Source organism: Cobetia amphilecti, assembly GCF_032923285.1.
Taxonomy (GTDB): domain Bacteria; phylum Pseudomonadota; class Gammaproteobacteria; order Pseudomonadales; family Halomonadaceae; genus Cobetia; species Cobetia amphilecti.
On sequence record NZ_CP136695.1, the window covers coordinates 75,314 to 96,581 of the forward strand.

The 21,268-nt window shown below is 60.8% G+C and carries 22 protein-coding genes; 2 read left to right on the forward strand and 20 right to left on the reverse strand.

All coding sequences use genetic code 11. From position 1 onward, the window contains the following. The first annotated feature begins 31 nt into the window (after nucleotides 1–31). The gene (locus R1T44_RS00330; RefSeq protein ID WP_054556941.1) at nucleotides 32–835 is read left to right on the forward strand and encodes an outer membrane protein assembly factor BamD; all 804 of its coding nucleotides are present in this window, start codon (nucleotides 32–34) and stop codon (nucleotides 833–835) included. A gap of 126 nt (nucleotides 836–961) precedes the next feature. On the opposite strand, the gene R1T44_RS00335 is transcribed toward R1T44_RS00330, so the two are convergent. Then, on the reverse strand, nucleotides 962–2,596 hold the full coding sequence (locus R1T44_RS00335; RefSeq protein ID WP_043337176.1) for an NAD+ synthase: 1,635 nt from the start codon (nucleotides 2,594–2,596) through the stop codon (nucleotides 962–964). 180 nt (nucleotides 2,597–2,776) lie between these two features. On the opposite strand from R1T44_RS00335, the gene R1T44_RS00340 reads away from it, so the two are divergent. After that, nucleotides 2,777–3,040 (forward strand): PP0621 family protein, encoded by a 264-nt coding sequence (locus tag R1T44_RS00340; protein WP_043337174.1) that lies wholly within the window; start codon nucleotides 2,777–2,779, stop codon nucleotides 3,038–3,040. Nucleotides 3,041–3,089: 49 nt separating this feature from the next. Here R1T44_RS00340 and thiO read toward each other — a convergent pair whose 3' ends face one another. From thiO to lspA, 19 genes are all read right to left on the reverse strand, one after another. Then, nucleotides 3,090–4,235 carry a glycine oxidase ThiO gene (gene thiO, locus R1T44_RS00345; protein WP_317292358.1) on the reverse strand — a complete coding sequence of 382 codons (1,146 nt, stop codon included), beginning with the start codon at nucleotides 4,233–4,235 and terminating at the stop codon, nucleotides 3,090–3,092. Between the two features lie 132 nt (nucleotides 4,236–4,367). Continuing rightward, nucleotides 4,368–4,823 carry a type IV pilin protein gene (locus tag R1T44_RS00350; protein WP_153636655.1) on the reverse strand — a complete coding sequence of 152 codons (456 nt, stop codon included), beginning with the start codon at nucleotides 4,821–4,823 and terminating at the stop codon, nucleotides 4,368–4,370. A gap of 183 nt (nucleotides 4,824–5,006) precedes the next feature. Then, nucleotides 5,007–7,181: a pilus assembly protein gene (locus R1T44_RS00355; RefSeq protein WP_317292359.1), complete on the reverse strand. Its 2,175-nt coding sequence runs from the start codon at nucleotides 7,179–7,181 to the stop codon at nucleotides 5,007–5,009. Continuing rightward, a complete protein-coding gene (locus tag R1T44_RS00360; protein ID WP_317292360.1) occupies nucleotides 7,181–7,321 on the reverse strand; it encodes a hypothetical protein in 141 nt (46 codons plus the stop codon). Before R1T44_RS00360 ends, R1T44_RS00355 begins: the two co-directional genes overlap by 1 nt. Before the next feature lie 1,121 nt (nucleotides 7,322–8,442). After that, the gene (locus tag R1T44_RS00365) at nucleotides 8,443–8,982 is read right to left on the reverse strand and encodes a pilus assembly PilX family protein (RefSeq protein WP_225347385.1); all 540 of its coding nucleotides are present in this window, start codon (nucleotides 8,980–8,982) and stop codon (nucleotides 8,443–8,445) included. Continuing rightward, nucleotides 8,979–9,980 (reverse strand): PilW family protein, encoded by a 1,002-nt coding sequence (locus R1T44_RS00370; RefSeq protein ID WP_317292361.1) that lies wholly within the window; start codon nucleotides 9,978–9,980, stop codon nucleotides 8,979–8,981. Before R1T44_RS00370 ends, R1T44_RS00365 begins: the two co-directional genes overlap by 4 nt. After that, nucleotides 9,980–10,462, reverse strand: coding sequence for a hypothetical protein (locus R1T44_RS00375; protein WP_317292362.1), 483 nt, complete (start codon nucleotides 10,460–10,462; stop codon nucleotides 9,980–9,982). Before R1T44_RS00375 ends, R1T44_RS00370 begins: the two co-directional genes overlap by 1 nt. A 7-nt stretch (nucleotides 10,463–10,469) precedes the next feature. Next, a complete protein-coding gene (locus tag R1T44_RS00380; RefSeq protein ID WP_317292363.1) occupies nucleotides 10,470–11,015 on the reverse strand; it encodes a GspH/FimT family pseudopilin in 546 nt (181 codons plus the stop codon). Nucleotides 11,016–11,259: 244 nt separating this feature from the next. Continuing rightward, nucleotides 11,260–11,688, reverse strand: a complete 429-nt coding sequence (locus R1T44_RS00385) for a type IV pilin protein (RefSeq protein WP_054556933.1) — start codon at nucleotides 11,686–11,688, stop codon at nucleotides 11,260–11,262. Nucleotides 11,689–11,743: 55 nt separating this feature from the next. Beyond that, a complete protein-coding gene (locus R1T44_RS00390) occupies nucleotides 11,744–12,082 on the reverse strand; it encodes a hypothetical protein (protein WP_216060011.1) in 339 nt (112 codons plus the stop codon). A gap of 10 nt (nucleotides 12,083–12,092) precedes the next feature. Then, nucleotides 12,093–15,740, reverse strand: a complete 3,648-nt coding sequence (locus tag R1T44_RS00395) for a pilus assembly protein (RefSeq protein ID WP_317292365.1) — start codon at nucleotides 15,738–15,740, stop codon at nucleotides 12,093–12,095. A gap of 13 nt (nucleotides 15,741–15,753) precedes the next feature. Continuing rightward, a complete protein-coding gene (locus R1T44_RS00400; RefSeq protein ID WP_131432819.1) occupies nucleotides 15,754–16,332 on the reverse strand; it encodes a pilus assembly PilX family protein in 579 nt (192 codons plus the stop codon). Beyond that, entirely contained in the window at nucleotides 16,332–17,321 is a 990-nt protein-coding gene (locus R1T44_RS00405) for a prepilin-type N-terminal cleavage/methylation domain-containing protein (RefSeq protein ID WP_317292366.1), read from the reverse strand. Before R1T44_RS00405 ends, R1T44_RS00400 begins: the two co-directional genes overlap by 1 nt. Next, nucleotides 17,318–17,884: a type IV pilus modification protein PilV gene (pilV, locus tag R1T44_RS00410; RefSeq protein WP_317292367.1), complete on the reverse strand. Its 567-nt coding sequence runs from the start codon at nucleotides 17,882–17,884 to the stop codon at nucleotides 17,318–17,320. Before pilV ends, R1T44_RS00405 begins: the two co-directional genes overlap by 4 nt. After that, nucleotides 17,881–18,381 carry a GspH/FimT family pseudopilin gene (locus tag R1T44_RS00415; RefSeq protein WP_052384821.1) on the reverse strand — a complete coding sequence of 167 codons (501 nt, stop codon included), beginning with the start codon at nucleotides 18,379–18,381 and terminating at the stop codon, nucleotides 17,881–17,883. Before R1T44_RS00415 ends, pilV begins: the two co-directional genes overlap by 4 nt. A 74-nt stretch (nucleotides 18,382–18,455) precedes the next feature. Further along, the gene (locus tag R1T44_RS00420) at nucleotides 18,456–18,944 is read right to left on the reverse strand and encodes a type IV pilin protein (RefSeq protein ID WP_317292368.1); all 489 of its coding nucleotides are present in this window, start codon (nucleotides 18,942–18,944) and stop codon (nucleotides 18,456–18,458) included. 221 nt (nucleotides 18,945–19,165) lie between these two features. Continuing rightward, entirely contained in the window at nucleotides 19,166–20,134 is a 969-nt protein-coding gene (ispH, locus tag R1T44_RS00425) for a 4-hydroxy-3-methylbut-2-enyl diphosphate reductase (protein ID WP_052384823.1), read from the reverse strand. A 59-nt stretch (nucleotides 20,135–20,193) separates the two neighbouring features. Further along, nucleotides 20,194–20,637 carry an FKBP-type peptidyl-prolyl cis-trans isomerase gene (gene fkpB / locus R1T44_RS00430; RefSeq protein WP_317292369.1) on the reverse strand — a complete coding sequence of 148 codons (444 nt, stop codon included), beginning with the start codon at nucleotides 20,635–20,637 and terminating at the stop codon, nucleotides 20,194–20,196. Between the two features lie 20 nt (nucleotides 20,638–20,657). Further along, nucleotides 20,658–21,185, reverse strand: a complete 528-nt coding sequence (gene lspA, locus R1T44_RS00435; protein ID WP_054556926.1) for a signal peptidase II — start codon at nucleotides 21,183–21,185, stop codon at nucleotides 20,658–20,660. Between the last annotated feature and the right edge of the window lie 83 nt (nucleotides 21,186–21,268).

A 21,268-nucleotide genomic window follows, 5' to 3' on the forward strand; every position in this document is an offset into this window, starting at 1 on the left:
ATTCTAGCATGCCCGCCATGGATTGCCCGAGATGAGGAAACCGATGCGCGCCCTTCCCTTGACTGCCCTCGCCCTGGCCAGCACCTTGCTGGCTGGCTGTGCGTCCAACGAGCCGGCACCGGATCTTCAGGAGCAGGACCTGTATCGTCAGGCCCAGGTTTCCCTGGATACCAGCCGCTTCAACTCCGCTGTGCAACAACTTGAAGCCCTGGATACTCGCTTCCCGTTCGGCAGCTACGCCGAACAGTCGCAGCTGGAGCTGATCTACGCCTATTACCAGGTCGACAACTGGGAGGCGGCACGCGCCGCGGCCAGCCGTTTCATTCGCCTGCACCCCGATCACCCGCAGGTCGATTATGCCTACTACATGCGTGGACTGGCAGCGTACAGCGCGGGTCGTTTCAGCCTGGAATCCCTCGATCTGATCGATATTTCCAAGCGTGACCTGGGCGCGACACGCGATGCCTACGTCGACTTCGGTGAGCTGGTACGTCGCTTCCCCAACAGCACCTACGCGGCAGATTCCCGTCAGCGCATCATCTATCTGCGCAACGTACTGGCGCGCGGCGAGCTGCAGACAGCCGATTTCTACCTGCGCAAGCAGGCCTATCTGGCTGCCGTGAAGCGTGGCGAGTGGGTCATTGAGCACTACCCTAACACTCCTGCCACCCGCGATGCGCTGGCCGTGATGGTCGAGGGCTATCTGGGCCTCGGTCTGCGTGACCGTGCAAGCGAGACGCTCAAGGTGCTGATCCAGAATGATCCGGACAACGAACGTCTGGATGGTCGTACCTTCGAGCCGCGTTACGTGAAGGCTGACGACCTGACGGTCTGACGACCGGCAGGCGTCACCATCGAAAAGCCCGTGATCATCGATCACGGGCTTTTTCGTGCTGCCAGCATGGCCAGAATCGTTAGATTCAGGCGTTTTCAGCGTCTTGCGCAAAGAATCCGCAATCCGTCATTCGCCGGCCACCCAGCCATTGACGATCGGGTAGCGGCGGTCCCGCCCGAAGCCGCGCGGCGTGACGCGCACGCCTACCGGTGCCTGACGACGCTTGTACTCGGTACGATCGACCAGACGCACCACGCGATAGACATCCTCTTCCTCGAAGCCTGAGCGGATGATCGCCTCGGCGCTCATGTCACCCTCGATATAGTGGGTGAGAATCGCATCCAGGGTGTCGTAGTCCGGCAGCGAATCGCTGTCGAGCTGGTCTTCGGCGAGCTCGGCGGACGGCGGGCGCGTGATGACGCGCTCCGGAATCGCCGGGCCCATGGTGTTGCGCCAGTTGGCGAGACGGAACACCCAGCTCTTGTAGACATCCTTGAGCGCGTTGTAGCCGCCGACCATGTCGCCGTAGAGCGTGGCGTAACCCACCGCCATCTCGCTCTTGTTGCCGGTGGTCAGCACCATCAGGCCCTTCTTGTTGGAGATGGCCATCAGCAGCACGCCACGGCACCGCGACTGCAGATTCTCCTCGGTGGTGTCGCGCTCGCTGCCGGCGAAGCTCTCCGCCAGGGTCTCGGTGAAGGCCTCGACCATCGGCGCGATGGGCATCACCTCGTAATTCACGCCCAGCAGCCTGGCTTGCTCGGCGGCGTCTTCCTTGGAGATGTCCGCGGTGTAGTGATACGGCATCATCACGGCGTGCACGCGGTCCGCGCCCAGCGCATCGACGGCGATGGCCAGCGACAGGCCGGAATCGATGCCCCCGGAAAGCCCCAGCACCACACCCTTGAAGCCGCTCTTGTTGACGTAGTCACGAAGCCCCGTGACCAGCGCACAGTAGAGCGACTCCTCCGGCGACAGCAACTCGGCGATCTCGCCACTCTGCGGCACCCAGTTGCCACCCTCTGCCTTGAGGAACTGCACCGGCATCAGGCCGACATCCCACCACGGCGCCTGCACGCAGGTCTTGCCGTCGGCATCGATGGCGGCAGAGCCCCCGTCGAAGACCAGCTCATCCTGACCGCCGATCTGATTGACGTAGACCAGCGGGCAATTGACCTCGGCTGCCCGCTCGGCGAACAGCTGATTGCGCTCGGCCGGCTTCTCCAGGTGATAGGGCGAGGCATTGAGGCTGACGAGAATCTCGGCACCGGCATCGCGTGCCTGACGGATCGGCGCGCCGTCCCACAGGTCTTCACAGATGACGATGCCCAGGCGGGCACCACGGCACTCGACCACACACGGCTCGCTGCCCGGCGTGAAATAGCGCTGCTCATCGAAGACCTGATAGTTGGGCAAGGCCTGCTTGGCATACTCGGCGATCCACTCACCATCCTTGAGCACGCCGGCCAGGTTGTAGCGCTTGCCGTCACGCATGCCGGGGTAGCCGACGATGACCATCACGCCCGGCGCGACCTTCTTCGCCATCTGGGCGCGCGCCTCCTCGAGGCGGGATTCCATGGACTCGCGCAGCAGCAGGTCTTCCGGCGGGTAGCCGGTCAGACACAACTCGGGCAGCACTACGACATCGGCCTTGTGCTCAAGACTCGCTTCACGCACCGATTCGATGGCACGCGCAGTGTTGCCGGGAATATCACCGACCAGCGGGTCGAGCTGGGCCATCACCAGAGTCAGATCTTGCATGCGGTAAGGATCTCTCGATTGGCGGTTCGATAAGGGGCCAGTACACTGTGGCCAGACATCTGGCTCAGATCACGGAGCCGTGCACCGGCCCACCTGTCATCATGTTGGCCGCCATTGTCCCGCAAGGTCGCGCCGCTGGCAAAAGCCACGCGCGCCGCCTCATCTGGGAGTCATATAGGAATGAGCCTGTTGATCATCCGTCTGCTGGTTTTCGTCGCCCTGTTCTGGGCCGGCCTGCGCCTTTACCGCATGTATCGCCAATGGAAGCTGAGCCAGGACGACTACGGCAACGACAGCCCCGCCGAACGCGAGGCGCAGAACATGGTGCGCTGCGCCTACTGCGACCTGCATCTGCCGGAAAATGACGCCATCCGCCATGAGGCGCTGCACTTCTGCTGCCAGGAACACCAGCAGCACTTCCTCGACGAAGGACCGCGCAAATGACTCGCCACCGAGGCGAAGCGCTCGATGGCGAAAGACAACACGAAAATACTCAGGCCCAGCGGGTCTCGCCGGCATCTGACGACGCATCCAGCGCAGCGATCTCGGCCAGCAGAGTCTCGGGCTGGTAAGGCGCGGGGTCGATGATTGGCGTGCGCCCGAGCAGTTGATCCGCCAGCAGGCGGGTCGAGGCCGGCGCCAGTACCAGCCCATTGCGGTAATGGCCGGCATTGACGTGCAGGTGGCGGCGTTCAGGCACGGCACCGATGAAGGGCGTGCCGGTCGGCGAACCGGGGCGCAGTCCCGCCCAGTGGTGCTCGACCTCACACTCCGCCAGCGCGGGGATGATCTCGCAGGCGCTCTTGAGCAGTGACTCGCGCGCCTCGGCGGTGGTCGCCTTGTCGAAGCCGACCTCCTCCAGCGTCGAGCCAGCCACGATGCGACCATCGCCCCGCGGTATCACGTAGCGACCATTCTTGAGCACCACGCGCTCCACCAGCCCCTTGGGTGCCTTGAACAGCACCATCTGGCCGCGTACCGGCCGTACCGGTAGCGCAAGTCCTGCCTCACTCAGAATCTCTCGACTCCAGGCACCACCGCAGACCACGACCTGCCCGGCAGACAGCACCGAATTGGTGGTCTGTACGCCGATGGCGGTGTCGTCCTGCAGCAGAATGCCCTGCACCGCGACATTCTCCAGCAGGCGCACGCGCGGGTGAGCGTCGAGCGCGGCACGCAGTGACTTGCCCAGACGCGGATTGCGGATGCTGCCCAGCGTCGGCATCCACAGCGCCGACTCGCAGCCGGGCGCGACCGCCGGAGCCTTGTCATAGACGAAGTCGGCGTCCACGCGCGTCAACGGCTTGGCATATTCCCGGGACCAGGCCAGTGCCTGCTCGGCATCCTCGACATTCAGGTACAGTAGGCCCTGCTGGCGATATTCGGGGTCGATGCCGGTGGTCTCGATCAGGCGCTCGGCCAGCGCGGGGTAGAAGCCTTCCGACCAGGCAGACAGGCGCGAGATCGGCGCGCTATAACGCCACGGATACAACGGCGAGACGATACCGCCGCCCGCCCATGACGCCTCACGCCCACACTGGCCTCGCTCGACCAGCGTGACCTCGGCACCGCCATCCGCCAGCTCCAGCGCGGTCAACATGCCGATCACGCCACCGCCTACCACCACAAAGTCATTCACGCCTGTTCGCTCCTGCCATCAGCCCGGGAAAGGGGTCAAGAATACGCCGCCCGCAAGGCGGTGCAAGCGAGCCGCGTGCAATCCAGCATTGCGCAGAGCCTCCAGCATTGAGCAGAGCCGAGCGCTTCACGGCTACCAGCAATCGCCATCGCCGGTCGTATCGCGGACACCGGTATTGGTGAGGGTCAGCGCGGGGCAGTCGGCATCGGCGCTTTGAGGCGCCACCGCGGTCGCGATGAGCGTGAAACGGGTGGTCGTGGCGCCATCCTCCAGGCTCAGGGTGTAATAGCCTTCCGGCGACTCGGTGGCACGCCCCAGTCCTTCCTCATCACAATCACTGTCGCCGGCGATGCTGGTCGCGTAGCCGCCGCAACGCGCCATGTAGCGCTCCTGAGCCTGAGCCAATGACATCAATGCCGCCTGCCCATCGGCACGACGCGAGCGAATTACCTGGTCCTGATAGCTCGGGTAGGCGATCGCCGCGAGAATGCCGACGATGACGATCACGATCATGATCTCCGTCAGCGTGAAGCCTGAGGCGTAGCGGCGCCGAGACAGACGCGAACGGGAAGAGAGAAGACTGGCCATGGAGTGCTTCCTTGGAGAACGTGAATGAAGGGCTTGAGTGAAAGACTCGGGCGCAAGACTCGTCTAAAAGGCACCGAGCAAGCCTGCCTGAAGGAAATAAACCTTGCTGAAAGGCAAGGCGCCGCCACCCGGGGAAGGCGTGGCGGCGCAGCGTGTCATCCTTGCCTCATGTCCGAGGCAGGCTCAGCGCAGCTGATACCAGGAGACACGGCCGGTGTCCGTTGAGCTGGACACGTTGAGATCATAGGAGGAGACACCGCCCTCCTCGCTGCCCAGCGAACTGGTGCCCACGTAGACCGTATCGCCCACACTGACACTGGACGTCGGTGTACCGCTCAACTTGACGCTGACGATGACATTGCCGACGGCGACGGTGTCATCAACGAGGGTACCGACCAGGTCATCAGCACTGAAGGCCTCATCCTGATTGAAATCGAAGATGGTCACGTAGCTGCCTTCGCTATCGTCATAGGTCGGCAGGCCTGTCTCGGTGTCCAGCGCGACCAGCCAGCCACCGCCGGTACTTTCACAGAAGTTGGTTCCGGTACTGGACGTACTGGTGGAGAAGACCACCAGGTTGGAGAGCAGATTGGCCGGCTCGACCAGCTCTTCCTGCTCGGAGGCGTCCAGATCCAGATACCAGCCGAAGCGATCCGTGTCTTGATCCTCGAGCTGGCTGGGATAGTAGGCAAAACTGTCGCCGCCAAGGGTCCGGCCTGTCAGCTCGCCGTTGGTGTAGCTTCCGCTGACGAAGTTGCGTGCCTCAAGGTCACTGCGTGTCAGACTGGTATGACTGCCGCCGGTATCCAGCACGGTGTAGAGGCTCTGCGTGACCCAGGCTTCATCTTCAGCGTCGGCATACATGTCCTGGCCGGTCCCGAAGGACACCAGCAGATTGGGCGAGGTCATGGTGTGCGTCTCGCCGGAGTAGCGACTGAGTGTCGGCTTGACGGTGATCGGCTGCAGCGCGTCCGTCTGGCACTCCCCGCCGGTCAGGCTGGTAGCACAGGCCGTGAACAGGCGCGTGACACTCCACTTGCTGCTGTCGTCGTCACTGAGGTCAAACTTCCACAGTCGCCCTTGCAGGTCTCCGCCATAGGCGAAATCGACGGTGCCATTGCTGTCGAGGTCCGCGACCTGCAGGTTTGCCAATCCGCCGGTCACTCCGCTGGGGGACAGCTTGGCGATCACGCCACCGGCATTGACTCCATCAAGCTCCAGCGCGAACAACGTCGGCGCAGCGTTCTCATCGGCCGTTTCCAGTCCGTTGCCGACCAGCACCGCGCTGTCGCCGTTGTTGAGAGTGACGATATGCGCGCTGCCGTAGACATGCCCCATGTCATCATCGTCACTGGCACCGAATTCCCAGCGCACCACATCATCTTCGTCGAAGTCTTCGCCTGCCACGGCCTTGGTGACATTGAGCGCGAACAGGCCGCGCCCACCACCGGCGAGACCGGATACCAGCCACTCCTCACCATTCAGGCTGGCCAGACGCAGCTCACCGTCGACATAGTAGCGATGCTGATAGCCCGGGTCCGTCAGATACCCCAGCCCTGCGTCGTCCTCTTCGCTGTAGAGCAGTTCCGGAATATAGGCGAACTGCTCGTTGCCAGTCTTGAGGTCGAAGGCATGCAGCATGCCGTCGTTGGCCCCGACGAAGACACTGCCCTCTGTCGTCGAGTCGTCACGTGTCACGACGACAGGCGACGAGCCGATGATGTCGCCCAGCTGGACGCCAGTGCGATTGCGCAGACCATCGCCTTCGTATTCATCGCTGCCCCGCAACCATTCGATCGCCGCCTCCACATGGTCATCGGTGGAGTTGCCACCGACCTCCATGCGCGCGAGATCATTGCGCTGGCTGGAGCTCAGACGGCCCGCGTTGTCGGTCGTGAACTCGACTCCGTTGCCGCCGGACATGGTGAAGACCGTACGCGACTCAACACCATCCTTCTCTTCCAATGCCTCACTCAACTGGGTGGCAGCACTCCAGACCTGGTCGTCATCCTCGACGTCCTTGCCCTCCTGTACCGACGAGGCCACCACATCCCCCGTCCAGGTCGAGGCGGAATAGCGGCTCTCGATCAGTCGGCTATCCGTCTCGACACTGGCCGTCGTCAGGTTGGTGGAGAGGCCGCTGACACTGTTGCCTACCGCGACGATCTCGGAGGCGATCGCCGCCAGGGCCGAGACGAGGTCCGTTGGACTGGAGGCATTGAAGTAGGAGCCCCCGCCATCGATGGCCGCCTGCTCCAGGTCATCGATGGTGCTGGAACTGCTCTCGGTGACACGCTTTTTGCTGCTCCACTCATCACTGTCGGAGTCCACACCAAAGGCGACGGTATACGTCGTCATCACCTGCTTTTCATAGGTGCCACTGCCAAGGTTTTTGCGTAAATCAATATTGGCATAATAATAAGCGACATCCGCCAAGGTGGCATCGCCACCAGATCGGCCATTGCTTTGACGCCAGGTACGACCATCACCATTGGCATCACGAATATCTTTTTCAATCGCAGTGGAGTATGAAGAGTCCTCGGAATTCCAGAAACCATCGGTTATGAGGACAGTGAAATTCTGCTGACACATACCGCCTTCATCTGCAGAAATTATGGGGGAATCCCCGAGCCCCCTATAATCACCCTGGTAATATTTACCGGCACGATGAAGAGCCTCACGCAGTGGAGTTCCACGATAGGAATTATAATTGTATTCAGTATTCGGTATGATTTTGGAGCCAACGATAGCATCCTTCACTTCATCCAGATGATCATTACCACTGTCAGAGCTTGTTATTATTGAGACTATTGTTCCGATAGAATTGATGACCTCGCTTATCAATGTATCATATATATCATCAACTTCAGCTTGCTTGGCAGTAACAGAGTCTGGATTGATAGTCAAAAAGCCAGTGCGAAAATTAGTGCCTGCCAACAACTCCAAGGCAGCAGCCTTACCGACACCCAAACGATCACGATAGTAGGTAAACCAATTGGCGTAATTGATTTTTTCTTGTTCCGAAAGACTGTCACCTGAGAGTCTTACCTCAGTATCCGAATTACAGTTACTTCCAGTGTAGTAACGATAGTTCAAATCTGGATCGGTGAGATCAACCAGGTTACTGGTAACATCTCCTAAGTTGAAATCAACCCAGGTAGCAGTAGGATCCATATTGTCATAGCGTTCATCCCCATCCCCCTTTTTCCAAGGAAGATAAGTCTGATGAGGGTTATATGCTTGAGTATTTTGTGTGTAGCAGAAATACTTTCTATCCAAGTCAAGAGGCTTGAAAACAGTATCACATTTCTTTTGTTTTCCCCACCACCTCTGTACCCACTCACACTCTTTCTGTTCGGCATAGACCAGGTCATATTTCTGAACAGAATCCCCACCCTCAAAAGTGTCTTCAAAAGACATCGAGCCCGAATCATCCAGCACCAGCAGGACGTTGGGAGTGACGCCGACACTCTGGGTGGTGGGCAACTGAAGTAGTGTGTCGCTGTCTGCCAGCACGGGCAAGGAGACCAGCAGTCCACCTGACAGCAAGACCGGCAGGTGAATACGACGCAAGCCGCTGCAGCGGGGTGAGTGCTTCGATTTCATCGATAGATTCCCTTCAATCGGCCATCATGATTTCGCTTTGCACCACTGCCAGTGCACGCTTCTTGCTATCAGGGTCACCTGCGCTCTCAAGACTCCAACCGGCGGCCGTGATGCGGAAGGCATTCAACAACTGACTGCTGCTCAGGTTATCGTCATTCAGAACGCCTTCCGTCGTCTCTCCGAGATACTCGATGACATAGTTGCCGTTGTCAGCCGCATCACCACTCAAGACACCTTCCCCCTCCCAGGCGTCTGCCTGCAGAGGATCGAAGTCCAGGTCCTCCCCCGCCGTGACGTCATAGAAGCCGTCCCCACCGAAATCATCCAGGGTCAGCTCCCCCTCGAGCAGACGACTCTCCGCCTGTTGCTGAAGGCTCTCGGCCTCCGCGTAGGCGTTGTCGTAGAACTGGGTATTCATCAACATGCGGGTCTGCAACTGGGTATCTTCATTGCCTGTCACCGCCATCACGCCCACCACGATCAGCATGATCAGCACGACCAGCAATGCCATGCCTTGCTGGCGTGGCGGCCTGGAAGAACTTGCCTGGTTCATAGACCGATATTCCTCGGGCTCAGGGTGATATCGAAGGTGCGTTGCAACTCACCGTCCCCCTCTCCCTCGACGTTGATCGTCGGGGGCGTCTTGAGGATCAGGCTGATGTGGATCCGTCTGACGCTGCTCCAGTCGTTCGCGGCTTCCACTTCCGCCACGCTGCGCTCCACGGCAAAGCGACTCGCGCTACCGCTGCCGGAGGCCGTATCGAAGGTCAGGTCCAGCGCTTCGACATATCGCGCCACTTCTTCGCCACAGCCTGCCGCCGGATCGCCATCGACATCCTCGCCGTTCAGGCAGAGCCTAACGGGGGAGTCGTCATCGGCCTGTGACAGCAACAGGTACCAACGCTGCAGCGGATAGACATATGCCTGGGTCTGTATGGTGCCGCCATAGCCGTGCTCGACGGCGCTCGACAGATCGAGCGAGTTGTTGCCATCGCCCGAGAGGCGTGCGATATCGCCGCTCTCACAGTCGCTGATCAGCACGACGCTATCCGTCTCCAGCGTGCCGGAGGTGTAGTCCTCCAGGGTCAGCGAGGTATCGCCCTGGGCGACGCTCGCCCCGAGCTGCCAACCGCGCTGCGCTCCCAGCGCCGGTACCTGCAAGGCCAGACGGTCGTAGGTGATCCCCGCCACCGTGTCGGACTCGGCCGTCAGAGGAGAATCGGACAGCGCATGGCTGCCGGTACCATCACTGACACTGCTCACCGACGCACAGCCGGAAAAGCCGGCATTGCGCACCAATGGCTGCAGGCGACGCGTGACATGGCGCGCAGACTCCTGCAGGTAGGACACGGCAGACGTGGTGTTGAGGGTAGAGCGCGAGGCCAGAAAGTATTCCAGTGCCATGGCGGAAATGAACAGTCCCAGCACCAGCGCCAGCATCAATTCGACCAGGCCGACGCCCTGCTGGGCACGCCGTGAGGGAATCGAGCGCGGCGCCCGAGGCGAGCGCGACGCGAAGGCTCGCAGCGGGAGGGAGGCTTTCGACGACATCAGGGTACCACTCGTATCTGTAGGGTCTCGCTCAATGCCTGAGCATCGGCGTCCATGCTGTCTTCGTTCTGCCCGAGCTGCGCGGCACCGCTCCAGCCGAGGGTCAGGGTGAGAAGGTCACTGCCGCTGCTGGCGATGGACCCGACCGGCGCATTCAGACTGCTGTCCTCAAGCCTGTCCGCCCACACCGCCACATCACGGGCCGCCAGCTCGGCAACACTGCAGGGACAACCGCCCGGATCTCCTGCCCCCGCAGTGGAAAGCTCATCGTAGTCATCCACGCCATCGGGATTGGCCTGAATGCGCTCTGCCATGCTGACCAGGAGAATACGGGCTTCGGTACGCGCGTAACTCTCGTTGTTGGCCTGCAGACTTTCCATCTGCATGAGCCCGAACCCCAGCAATGTCAGCCCCATCAACAGCAGAGCGATCAACGCCTCCAGCAGGCTGGTACCTTGCTGGCTACCGCTTGCGCGGGGCATGCCAAGCTCAGCAACTCTGGTCATCGCTGCCATAAGTCTCCGTCACTACTCGTCCGATGGGAGTCAACTCAAGCTGGCGATGGCCCTGCCCGCCCGACTGATCGCAGACCAACAACCAGGTGGAATCAGAGGTCGCGCCCTGATCATCGAAAGTCACGCCGGCAACACCCGCCTGCACGGTGATGGCGGCATCAAACACACGCAACAGGTCATCGCCCAGCGACGCCCGTGCCTCGGCCTGACTGCCCTGCACCACCGCCCAGCCATTGCTCCAGCTGGTGGAATTCATGCAGGCGTCACCCTGCGCATTCAGGGGGCAGAGCGTGATGTCGTTGCCGCTGGCCACTGCCTCGCTACGCGCATAGTTGATGGAAGTCACGAGCGTCTCGGCCGTGCCGGTGACGGCGTTGCGCGCGACCACCCCCTGCCAGGCGGGAACGGCAATCGTGATCGTGATCACGAGAATGGCCAGCGTGATCATCAGCTCAATCAACGTGAAGCCTTGCTGGCGGCCCTGCTGACATCCATGCCGAAGTGCAGGAAAAAGCTGCATCGTCTTACCCCTGAAAGCCACGCAGGCCAAAGCACCCTGCAGGGCGTGAAATTGGGCAATTTAACGCCTATGAACCACAGATGGAATCATTATGTTACACAAGATTACCCATCATTCCGAAAACTCCCCATAATCACCGTTATTCCATATTTCTCGACTGGGCCTCGCCTACCAAACAAAAAAAGCCCCGATCATCGTAGATCGAGGCTTCAGGCGCTTGCCATGCAATGTCGGCTGTCAGTGCCTACCAACAATCACTGCTATCGGTGTCTTCCGAGTCCTCAAGAACTGCCGCTCCCTTCACTCCCAGCTCCGTGAGCGTAAAGGTGGCGCAGTCCTCATCATTGGCCTGACTGCCGGTAGCAGTGGCAGTCAGGGTATAGCTGTCTGCATCCCCTGCGACGGCCAGGTTGTAGAAGCCTTCCTCGCTGACGGCATCTGCCTGGCCCAGCCCGATACCACCGCCACCGCCTCCAAGCGCATCTCCACAGCTGGTCGCCGCTGTCACGCTGGCCGTCGCATATTCACCGCAGGTTGCCATGATGCGCTCCTGGGTCTGGGCCAGCGCCAGCAAGGCGGTGGTGGCGTCGGTGCGACGTGAACGCTCCACCTGATCCTGATAGCTGGGATAGGCGATCGCCGCCAGAATGCCGATGATGGCCACGGCAATCATGAGCTCCAGCAGACCGAAGCCGCCTTGTGCCCGAGCCCCCCTGTTCGCCTGATCATCAGCGCCCCCGACGCAGCAGCGTGATGTCGATGACCTGCTTCGGCTCACCACGTGGGTCGAAGCGCACCTCGACCTCCTGCCCCGGCGTAAGGTGGAAGGCCTTCAGCTCGCGCCCATTGCGATTGAGTATCCGGCTATCCGGCTGAAGCACGAACCCCATGTCGTCGACGAGCAGCTGATCTCCCTCTCGCTCGTCGATGACGCCGGTGACGCTCTGCTCCATGACCAGCGGAATCGGAGTATCTTCCGCCAGGGCCTGGGAGCTCCAGCTCGTGAAGAGCAAGCCCGCCGCCAGCATCAGTCCACTACCAGTCAGCTTGAGTCGTGATGTCTTCATGGTCTCTCTCCTAGCGCAGCTGATACCAGGCACTACGGCCTTCCAGCCCATCGATCCCGAAGTCCATGGCCATTTCGACCACCTGATTGGTGCCACCCTGACCGACATACTGGGTATCACCCAGGAATTTCGGTGAGGTGGGCTCGCCTTCTGTCTTGATCGAGAGTATGACCTGATTGTTGACGTTGTCGCTCGCGTTGACCTCGCCATCATCGTTGTAATCAAAGACCTGCTGCACATTGTTGTAACTGCGTACCGGCTGCAGGCCGTTGCGCAAGCTGAGCGCATTCAGCCAACCACTGGCACCGCCAGTACAGGGGCCATTGGAGCCCGGGATGGTGGTATTGAAGACAATCAGATCACCACGGACAGCCGGGATGGTCACCAGACGCTCACCGGAGTCCGGTAGCTCCAGGTACCAGCCATACTGCATACCATTGTTGTTCTGATTGGAATAATCGACGCCTACCCCCGTGACCGTCCGCGCGTCACTCACGCCGCTGATATTGGAGAAGCTCTGCTTTTCCAGCTGGCCATGATGACGGCGAGTCGAGGACCCGGTATGCAGCACGCTGTAGAAGGATTGCGTCGAGGTATCGACCGCATCCTGCAGCGTCAGCAATTGCCCGGTGCCCCAGTACACATTCAGGTACGGCGTATCGACGGTGCTGTTGAAGACACCACTGCGTGCCACGGCTACCCGCGATGTGATGGGCTGTCGGGAAGCTGCCGGACAGGTCGATGACGTGCTGTTCAAGGCAACGGCACATGACTGGAACAGACGCGACATTTCGCTGCTGCCGATGGTGCTCAGCGAGAACTCGCGCATGTCGAACACCCAGACATTGCCATGCAGATCGCCGGCATAGACCCAGTCGGTGATGCCATCGGCATCGACGTCGGCCAGCTCAGGACTCGACATGCCATTGCAGTCACTGCTGCCAGAGGTGCACGTCCCACCGGCATTGCTACCCTGTTGAGAATCCAGCAGCGCATAGTTGTCGGGGTCTTCCAGGTCCACGATGAACAACTTGGCACGCCCATCGCTGTCGGCGTTGTAGCCATTGCCGAAGATGGCATACCACTTGCCGTCATCCAGACGCGCTACCTGAATATCGCTGAAGGTATAGCCGAGGTCCTCGTGCGTGAATTCCCACTGCACGATCTCGGCCGGCGAGGTGCCGTCGGATTCACCCAATGATTCGAAGCCTTCAGGATCGGTGATATCCAGCATGTAGACCGCCTTGCCACCAGCGCCCAGCCCACCCAGCAGGACCGAGTGCCAACCGGGCGCATCCTCATCCCCCAACTGGACATGCACGTCACGCGCGACCGGAGTGGCATCGACATAGTACTGGTGCACATAGTTCTGATCAGCGAGCTGGCGAATACCGCGCCCGCTCTCGATGCTGAAGGCGGCATACGGCATGTAGGCGAACTTCTCTTCACCGGTCTCCATGTCGATGGCGTGCAGCATGCCGTCGTTGGCACCGATGTAGATCATGTTCTGGCGGTCCTCATACAGCGTCTTGAAGGAGCGGTACGAAGACACTTCCATGTCATTGCGATAGCTGGCCGAAGGAGGCCCGACGATCGCCGGCGAGGCATGCACGATATCCCCGAGATAGTTGTCGTCACGCTCGCGGAACAAGGTGCCTTCGTAGGCATCGTCACCCTTGAGGTAGCCGATCAGATTCTCGAGATCCGACGTTCTGACGCCAAGATCAGCGCCATCCAGCTTCAGGAAGGTACCGGTAGTATCCAGGACGCGTCCCGTCAGCTGAGTCACGCCACTGGTGACGCCTCCGACCACTGAGCCGACTCCGCCAAGAATGCCATCATCATCATCATCATCATCATCATCATCGTCATCGTCATCGTCGTCGTCGTCGTCGTCGTCGTCGTCGTCGTCATCATCCCGGACGGTTCTCCGCAGCGTTGCCAACAGCGTTTCTGACAGCAGGGTCTCATCGAGGAAGCCCACGAGGTCCAGTACCTGTTCGGCCTCCAGTGATCCGGCCTCCTCGATATTGAAGAAGAACGCCTTCTCATCCACTTCGGAGATCCCCGGGTTGTAGGTGATCACCTTGCGGCTGGAGCTACGGCTATCATCGTCACGCAACCACTCCGCGACGGACCAGTCCGAGGTGGCGCTCAAGGCGCCATTGGTGCCGATCTTGCGTGCAACGACATCGCCCGACCAATCGGCGGGGTCATAGATGGTCTGAATCACATAAGCGCCGCTGGTCTGCCCACCACTGCTGATGTCCAGGCTACCGGTGCTGGCCGCGCGCCCTGCGATGGACTGCGCGATATTGTTCAGCGCATCAATCAATGCCTGCGGATTGGCGGCGCTGAGATATTCACCACGTCCGTTCCAGGCCGCATGACGCAGATCATCGATGGTGGTATTGGCATTGGCGGAAGGCTGCGGCCAGGTGAAGGCAGACTCGAGATCAGCAGGGTTCTCGGACAGCGAGCCATCCACACCGAAAGCGACGGTGTAGGTCACCATGTGCTGAGCAGAGTTTTCGTCCACTCCCGGTATGGTAGGCACGCTGTCGATCAAGTCAGTCCGCAGGTCCTCGCGATAATATTTCATCGCGACATCGCCAAGCGTATTGGAATAGCTGTCACGGTGACTGGCACTGATGAAGTCGCCGCTGCCACCGTCGACGTTGCCGACACTGGGGCTGGAGCCATTCCAGTAGCCATCGGTCATCATGATGGAATAGTTCTGCTGGCACATGCCGCCCTCATCCGCACTCAGGATGGGAGCCGAGCGACCAGTGCTGGAGTAATACTCACCGGCATTCTTGAGCGCGGTACGCAGAGGGGTGCCACCGGAGGGATAGGCGGTAAACAGCTCCTCCAGCAGGTCTTCACGCTCATCGACATCCGTCATGTCCGCAACGTTGCGATTGTTGCGGCCCTGGATGGTGCGCAGCCCCACCCGGGACTCGTTGGCGTTGATCACACCGGCCATGGCGGATTTGGCAACCAGCATACGGTCGCGATAGTAGGTAAACCAGTTGGCGAAGTTGACTTGCTGAGCCGCGGACAGGTCTTCCACTTCAACGACATGATCTTCGTCTAGATACAAGCGCCCCGAATTGTTGCTATAGACGCCGCATTCACCATAGTCATAGTCCCCGTCGCCATTGTCGTCCCAGCGAACGTAGTAGACATCATCCTTCATCCTGGCCGAGCTGGTGGGCTCGTAAGGATCCTCACGGACATTCGACAGGCTCATGTTTTGATAGGCGATTCCCAGTCGGTCTGCCCCCGCCCACGGGGTGTAGGTCAGCGCTGGGTTGTAGGCCATGACATTGAAGCCCATGCAGGCCCCGACCGCCCCGCCAAGGTCCGAAGAGTAAACGATACGATCATCGGCATCGTGGTTGTTCTCTATCCCGGTCCTGCTATTGGAATACACCCCGGTGTAACCCATCAGCGAGGAAGCCGGCTGATACCCCCAGTGTTCCACCCCCTTGTTGAGAGTATCCTCCCAGGCCATGCTGCCCGAATCATCCAGAATGAACAGGATATTGGGCTGAACCCCGGTCGCTTCCGTGACCGGGGCGCGGGCGATTTCCCCGGGGGCCGCCAGACAGGGCAAGGCGACAAGGCACAAGGCACCACTCAGCAGATAACGCATATTCATGCTCCTCTCAGAAGTAAGGGCCCAGTTCCATCTCGCTTTGCACTACTGTCCAGGAGGCACCATTGCCGCCCCCCGTGCCCATCGCGTTGATACGGAAGGCATCCAGGCGCGTGCCCACCGCATTCACTTCGTTGCTGGCATTCAGCGGCGGCTCGCCGACCTTGCCCAGATACTCGATCACATAGGCTCCGATGACCGCACCGGTATCACTGTCCAGCGTCTGGATACCGCTGGCTTGCCAATCCGCTTCCGAGAGCGGGTTGATCGGCGGTGCATCCTCGGGCAGTGCCAGCATCAGGCCGGCCGAGTCATCGAAGCTGTCCAGGCTCCAGGTGCCATCCTCCAGGCTTTCCTGCAGCGCACGCTCACCGATGCTCAGGCTGGTTTCCGCGTTGTAATAGGACTGCTCGAAGTTGCGGCTGTTGACGGCCATGCGTGTCTGCAGCTGACTGTCCTCGACCCCGGTCACGGCCAGCAGGCCGATCACGACCAGCATGATCAACACGATCAGCAAGGCGATGCCTTGCTGACGTGCCGGCCCCCGGGTGACCGCGCAGACTCTGGACGTTGAAGACGATGTATTCATCAGCTGCCCCTCAGTTGCAGATTGCGCGGTGTGAACGTGAGATTGAAGGTTCGCGTCAAACGCCCATCGTTATCCCCGCCCGGCACCACTCCCGGCAGGCTCTCGAGCGTGAGTGCGATCTCGATACGGCGCACCTCATCCCAACGGCCTTCGCTGCGCACCGTGGCGGCCGGCACCTTGACGCGGTCGACACTGCCATTGCCGGTGGTATCCAGACTGAAGCTGACATCGAAGCCCTGTACGCCGGAGGCCAGTTCTTCGCGTGCGAAAGCGGCATCGATACGGTCGATATACAGTGAACGCACCGAAGAATCGTCAGCCTGGTCATCCAGCCGCAGCTCCCAGGCCTGCACCGGGTAGAGATAGGCGTTCGAGGACTGAGAGCTGCCGTAGGAACGTGACAGGGTGTCATTGGTTTCCACATTGCCCTGGGTGGTGCCCGACACCCTGAAGACATCGGTGCTGCTGCAATCACTGACCAGCGCATACTCGTTGGTCACGAAGGCATCTTCGCTGCCGTTGCGCACGGACAGCGGGCCGCCCAGCGACGTCATGCTGCTGGTCAGCGTGGTTTCATCGCCGTCCTTGCTGGCAGCGACGAACGTCAGATTGAAATAGCTGAGGCCCCGCTGGGTACGCTGCTGACCACCGAAAGGCGCCGTGAGGTCATGGGAGGCATCCACCGAGCTGGCATTGGTGATATCGCGGCTATTGGCACAGCCTGCGTAGCCCACATTGCGCATCAGTGGCTGGAGCCGGAAGGACACGTAACGGGCCGATTCCTGCAGATAGGAAAGCGCCTCCTGGGTGCTCACGGTGCTGCGTGAGGTCGAGAACATCTGCACGGCCATCGCCGTGATCAACAGCCCCAGCACCAGGCTGATCATCAGCTCGACAAGCCCCACACCCGCCTGGCGTTTCATGCCATGAGGGCGGGTGGCGGCGGGGGCGAAGCGTCGGCGGACCGATGCAGGGGAACAGCGATTCATGGCTCTACCTCGAAACGATAGGTCTGCTGGTCAACTCCCCCGCTGATGGGGTCACTCCACTGCACCTGGACACTGACATCGTGAACGCCGATACCGGCGCCGCCGACAACACGCTCGTCGACGTCCACGCTGCCGACGCCGCTGGTCAGCGTGGATCCGATGATGGCGTCACGCCAATCAATGATGTCCTGGTCCGCCAGCTCTGCGGGCACGCAGTCCGAGCTGCATCCATCCGCGGGTGCATTGGTGGTATCGGCATCATCATATTGATCGATGGCCTCAAGGTTGGCGCGGATACGCTCAGCCATGTCCAGCGACAGCAGTTGTGCCACGGTATTGCTGTAACTGACCCGCTGATGTTGAAGCGTCTGAACTTGCAACAACCCCAGCCCCAGCAGGGAACCCCCCAGCAGCATGACCGCGACCAGCGCCTCGATCAGGCCGACGCCGCGCTGTGAATGCCGAGCGGAACGCCGCCGCTGCAGGCGAGACAGCAATGTCTTCCTCAGCGCTCGCGGCTGCAGGGCTTGCTTGAGGGATGTGGTCATCAACGATGCTGTCATGAGCAGTCCCCTCCTGATTCAAGGCGTACACGGCCTGAAGGCGCCACTACCACAGAGGTAGCATCGGATGCCGCACAGAACACCAGCGTACTGTTGCCACTCGTCAGCGTGCCGCGATCGTTGTACGTGATCCTGGAAGCGCCCCCCGACTGGGCAACCGCATTGCTGTCCTGATGGATCCACAGGCGGTCGTCGAGGGTGAAGTTGGAAGCATTCCCGACATAGACGACCCAGCCATTCGCCCAGTCATCGTCACAGGTCGTGGGATTGGGGGTGGCAACGCTCGGCGCATAGGGACAGACACTCACATCCACACCGCGCGTGGTGGCGGTGCTGCGCGCCATGCCGAGCGCATGGGTCAGGGCACGCACATCGGACTCCACCTGAGAGCGCTGCACCAGGCCTTGCCAGGCCGGCACCGCCCAGGTCGCGATGATGGCAATGATCGCCACTGTCACGACCAGCTCGATCAGGGTGAAACCACGGGATTGGCGCATGAGAGATACTTCTCCTTGCCGCTGAGGGTCGACCGGCCATGCCGGACTCGAGTCTGTCTTCTGGGGGCCCACCATCACCAGCACCGACCTCCTCCTTCGGCACCGGTATTCATGTCCTGGTCCATCCACAGCACGCCGCAGTCATCATTGATTTGTGCCCCTTGAGGCGTCGCCTGCAGGACGAAGGCCGAGGCAGACAGACTGCGATACGTGATCAGGTAGCGAAGATTGCCACCGCCGTCCTCTATACGGCTGACGCCATCCGTCGGCTGGTCATCATCCCCCACGGGCGCCTCGGAAAAATTCTGGTAGTAGAAGCCATGCAGCTGTCTGGCCTGCTGCCCCAGTGCCTGCTGGGCATGCGAGCGCCAGCTGCGCTCCACATAACCGAGATAGGAGGGAATGGCGACCGCCGCCAGAATGCCGATGATCGCGACCACCATCATCATCTCGATCAGGGTGAAGCCCTGAGACCAACGCCTGCCAGCTGCCCCGCGCCCCGGTCTCGGCTTGCGGCGTGCACCTGCACTGCTGACACCGGTGACCGAGAACAGTCGTGGCATGGGGAATTCTCCAGAGTACGAACCATACCTCTATTATGTATCATTTTGGTAACTGCGCATTACATTTTTTTTCAATACGCACCATTTTGATCAACGATCGTGCTCAAGAATGCCGTTTCTTATACAAGAAACTGCTGAATTGAATGGCAAAATGCGAATGGCGCGCACAAAAAAGCCGCGACAGGGTCGCGGCTTCTTCACTGGCAGAAACTTACAAGGCGTTACAGCTCGCGGATCTGATCCGAGGCGATCAAGCGCTCCTTGAGCTCCTTGGGCATCGAGAAGACGATGTTTTCCTCCTGGCCCTCGAGCTCCTCGGGCGCCGAGGCTCCCAGCGCCATCAGACGATCGATCACGCCCTGCACCAGCACTTCGGGGGCACTGGCCCCGGCGGTGATACCGATGCTGCCGATACCCTCGAGCCAGCTGGCCTCGATCTGCTGCGCATCATCGATCAACCAGGCGGGGGTCTGCATGCGCTCGGCCAGTTCGCGCAGGCGATTGGAGTTGGAACTGTTGGGACTGCCGACCACCAGCACCACATCGCAGGCTTCCGCCAGCATGCGCACGGCGTCCTGGCGATTCTGGGTCGCGTAGCAGATGTCATCCTTGCGCGGGCCCTGAATCGCCGGGAAGCGTTCGCGCAGCGCGTCGATCACCCGCGCCGTGTCATCCATCGAGAGCGTGGTCTGGGTGACGAAGGCCAGCTGCTCCGGGTCCTTGACCTCCAGACGCGCCACATCGGACTCGTCTTCCACCAGATGGATGGTGCCACCCTTGGAAGTGTCATAGCGGCCCATGGTGCCCTCGACCTCCGGGTGGCCCTCATGACCGATCAGCACGCAATCCTGGCCCTTGCGCGCATAGCGCAGGACTTCCATGTGCACCTTGGTCACCAGCGGACAGGTGGCATCGAAGACCTTGAGGTTGCGACGCTCGGCCTCTTCCTGCACGGCACGCGAGACACCGTGCGCCGAGAAGATGACGATGACGTCATCCGGCACTTCGTGCAGTTCCTCGACGAAGATGGCGCCGCGCTCCTTGAGGGAGTCGACCACGAAACGGTTGTGCACCACCTCGTGACGCACGTAGATCGGCGGCCCGAACACGTCGAGCGCCCCGTTGACGATATCGATGGCGCGATCCACTCCGGCGCAGAAACCGCGCGGGTTGGCCAGCTTGATCTGCATGACAGGCTCCGCTTGATGGCGAGGTACGCTCACGGGGAGCGCACCTCTGGAAAGAAGACTCAGTGCGTGGTCGCGGGGGCGACTGACAGTACCTCGACCTCGAAGGTCAGGGTACGCCCGGCCAGCGGGTGATTGAAGTCGACCTTGACGTCACGCTCGTCGATCTCGCGGATGATGCCCGGCAGCTCCGAACCCGACGGCTCGGCGAAGGACATCACCATGCCGACCTCGATCTCTTCATCGAAGCTCTTGCGCGCCACGGTCTGGACGTTCTGCGGATTGTGATGACCGAAGGCATGCTCCGGCGTGATCGTGAAGCTGCCGGTCTCGCCCGCCGCCATGCCCATGATCGAACGCTCGAAGCCCGGCGGCAGATTGCCGTCACCCACCTGGAAGGTGGCCGGTGTCTTGTCGAAGGTGGAGTCCACCTCGGTGCCGTCTTCCAGACGCAGACGGAAATGGAGGCTGACCTCCATGTTATCGGCGATACGATGCTCGCTCATGCTGACCTCGCTTGTGGCGCTCATTCGGAGCGGCCACGGAAAGATTCAAGAATCAGTGCCACGGCTCCCAGGCTGATGGCGACGTCCGCCACGTTGAAGGCCGGGAAGAAGGCATTGCCCCAGTGGAAGGACAGGAAGTCCACCACGTAGCCATGCACGACACGATCATAGAGATTGCCAAGCGCGCCCCCCAGCACCAGCGCGATGCCCAGCGCGGTGAAGGTCTCGTGACGCTTGAGGCGCGCAAGCCAGATGCTCAGGCCGATGGCTGCCACCACCGCGATGCCCGCAAACAACCAGCGCTGCCAGCCATCATGGCCAGCCAGAAAACTGAACGCCGCGCCGGTGTTGTGGAGCAGCGTCAGATTGAAGATCGGCAGCACTTCGTTGGCCTGACCATAGACCAGCGAACTGCTGGCCAGCCACTTGGTGGCCAGGTCCAGCACCACGATCACCAGCGACAGCCACAGCCAGCGCAGCGGCGAGCGCATCGGCTCACTGCCGGCCGAGGGGGTATCCGTCGCGGGGCCTTGTGAAGAAGACGTCATGTTACCTTCCTGTCGTGAAATGAGTCTGCGACCGGCAAGACACGAACGCCGGGCCAGAGCCCGGCGTTCGATATCAGCGCTCA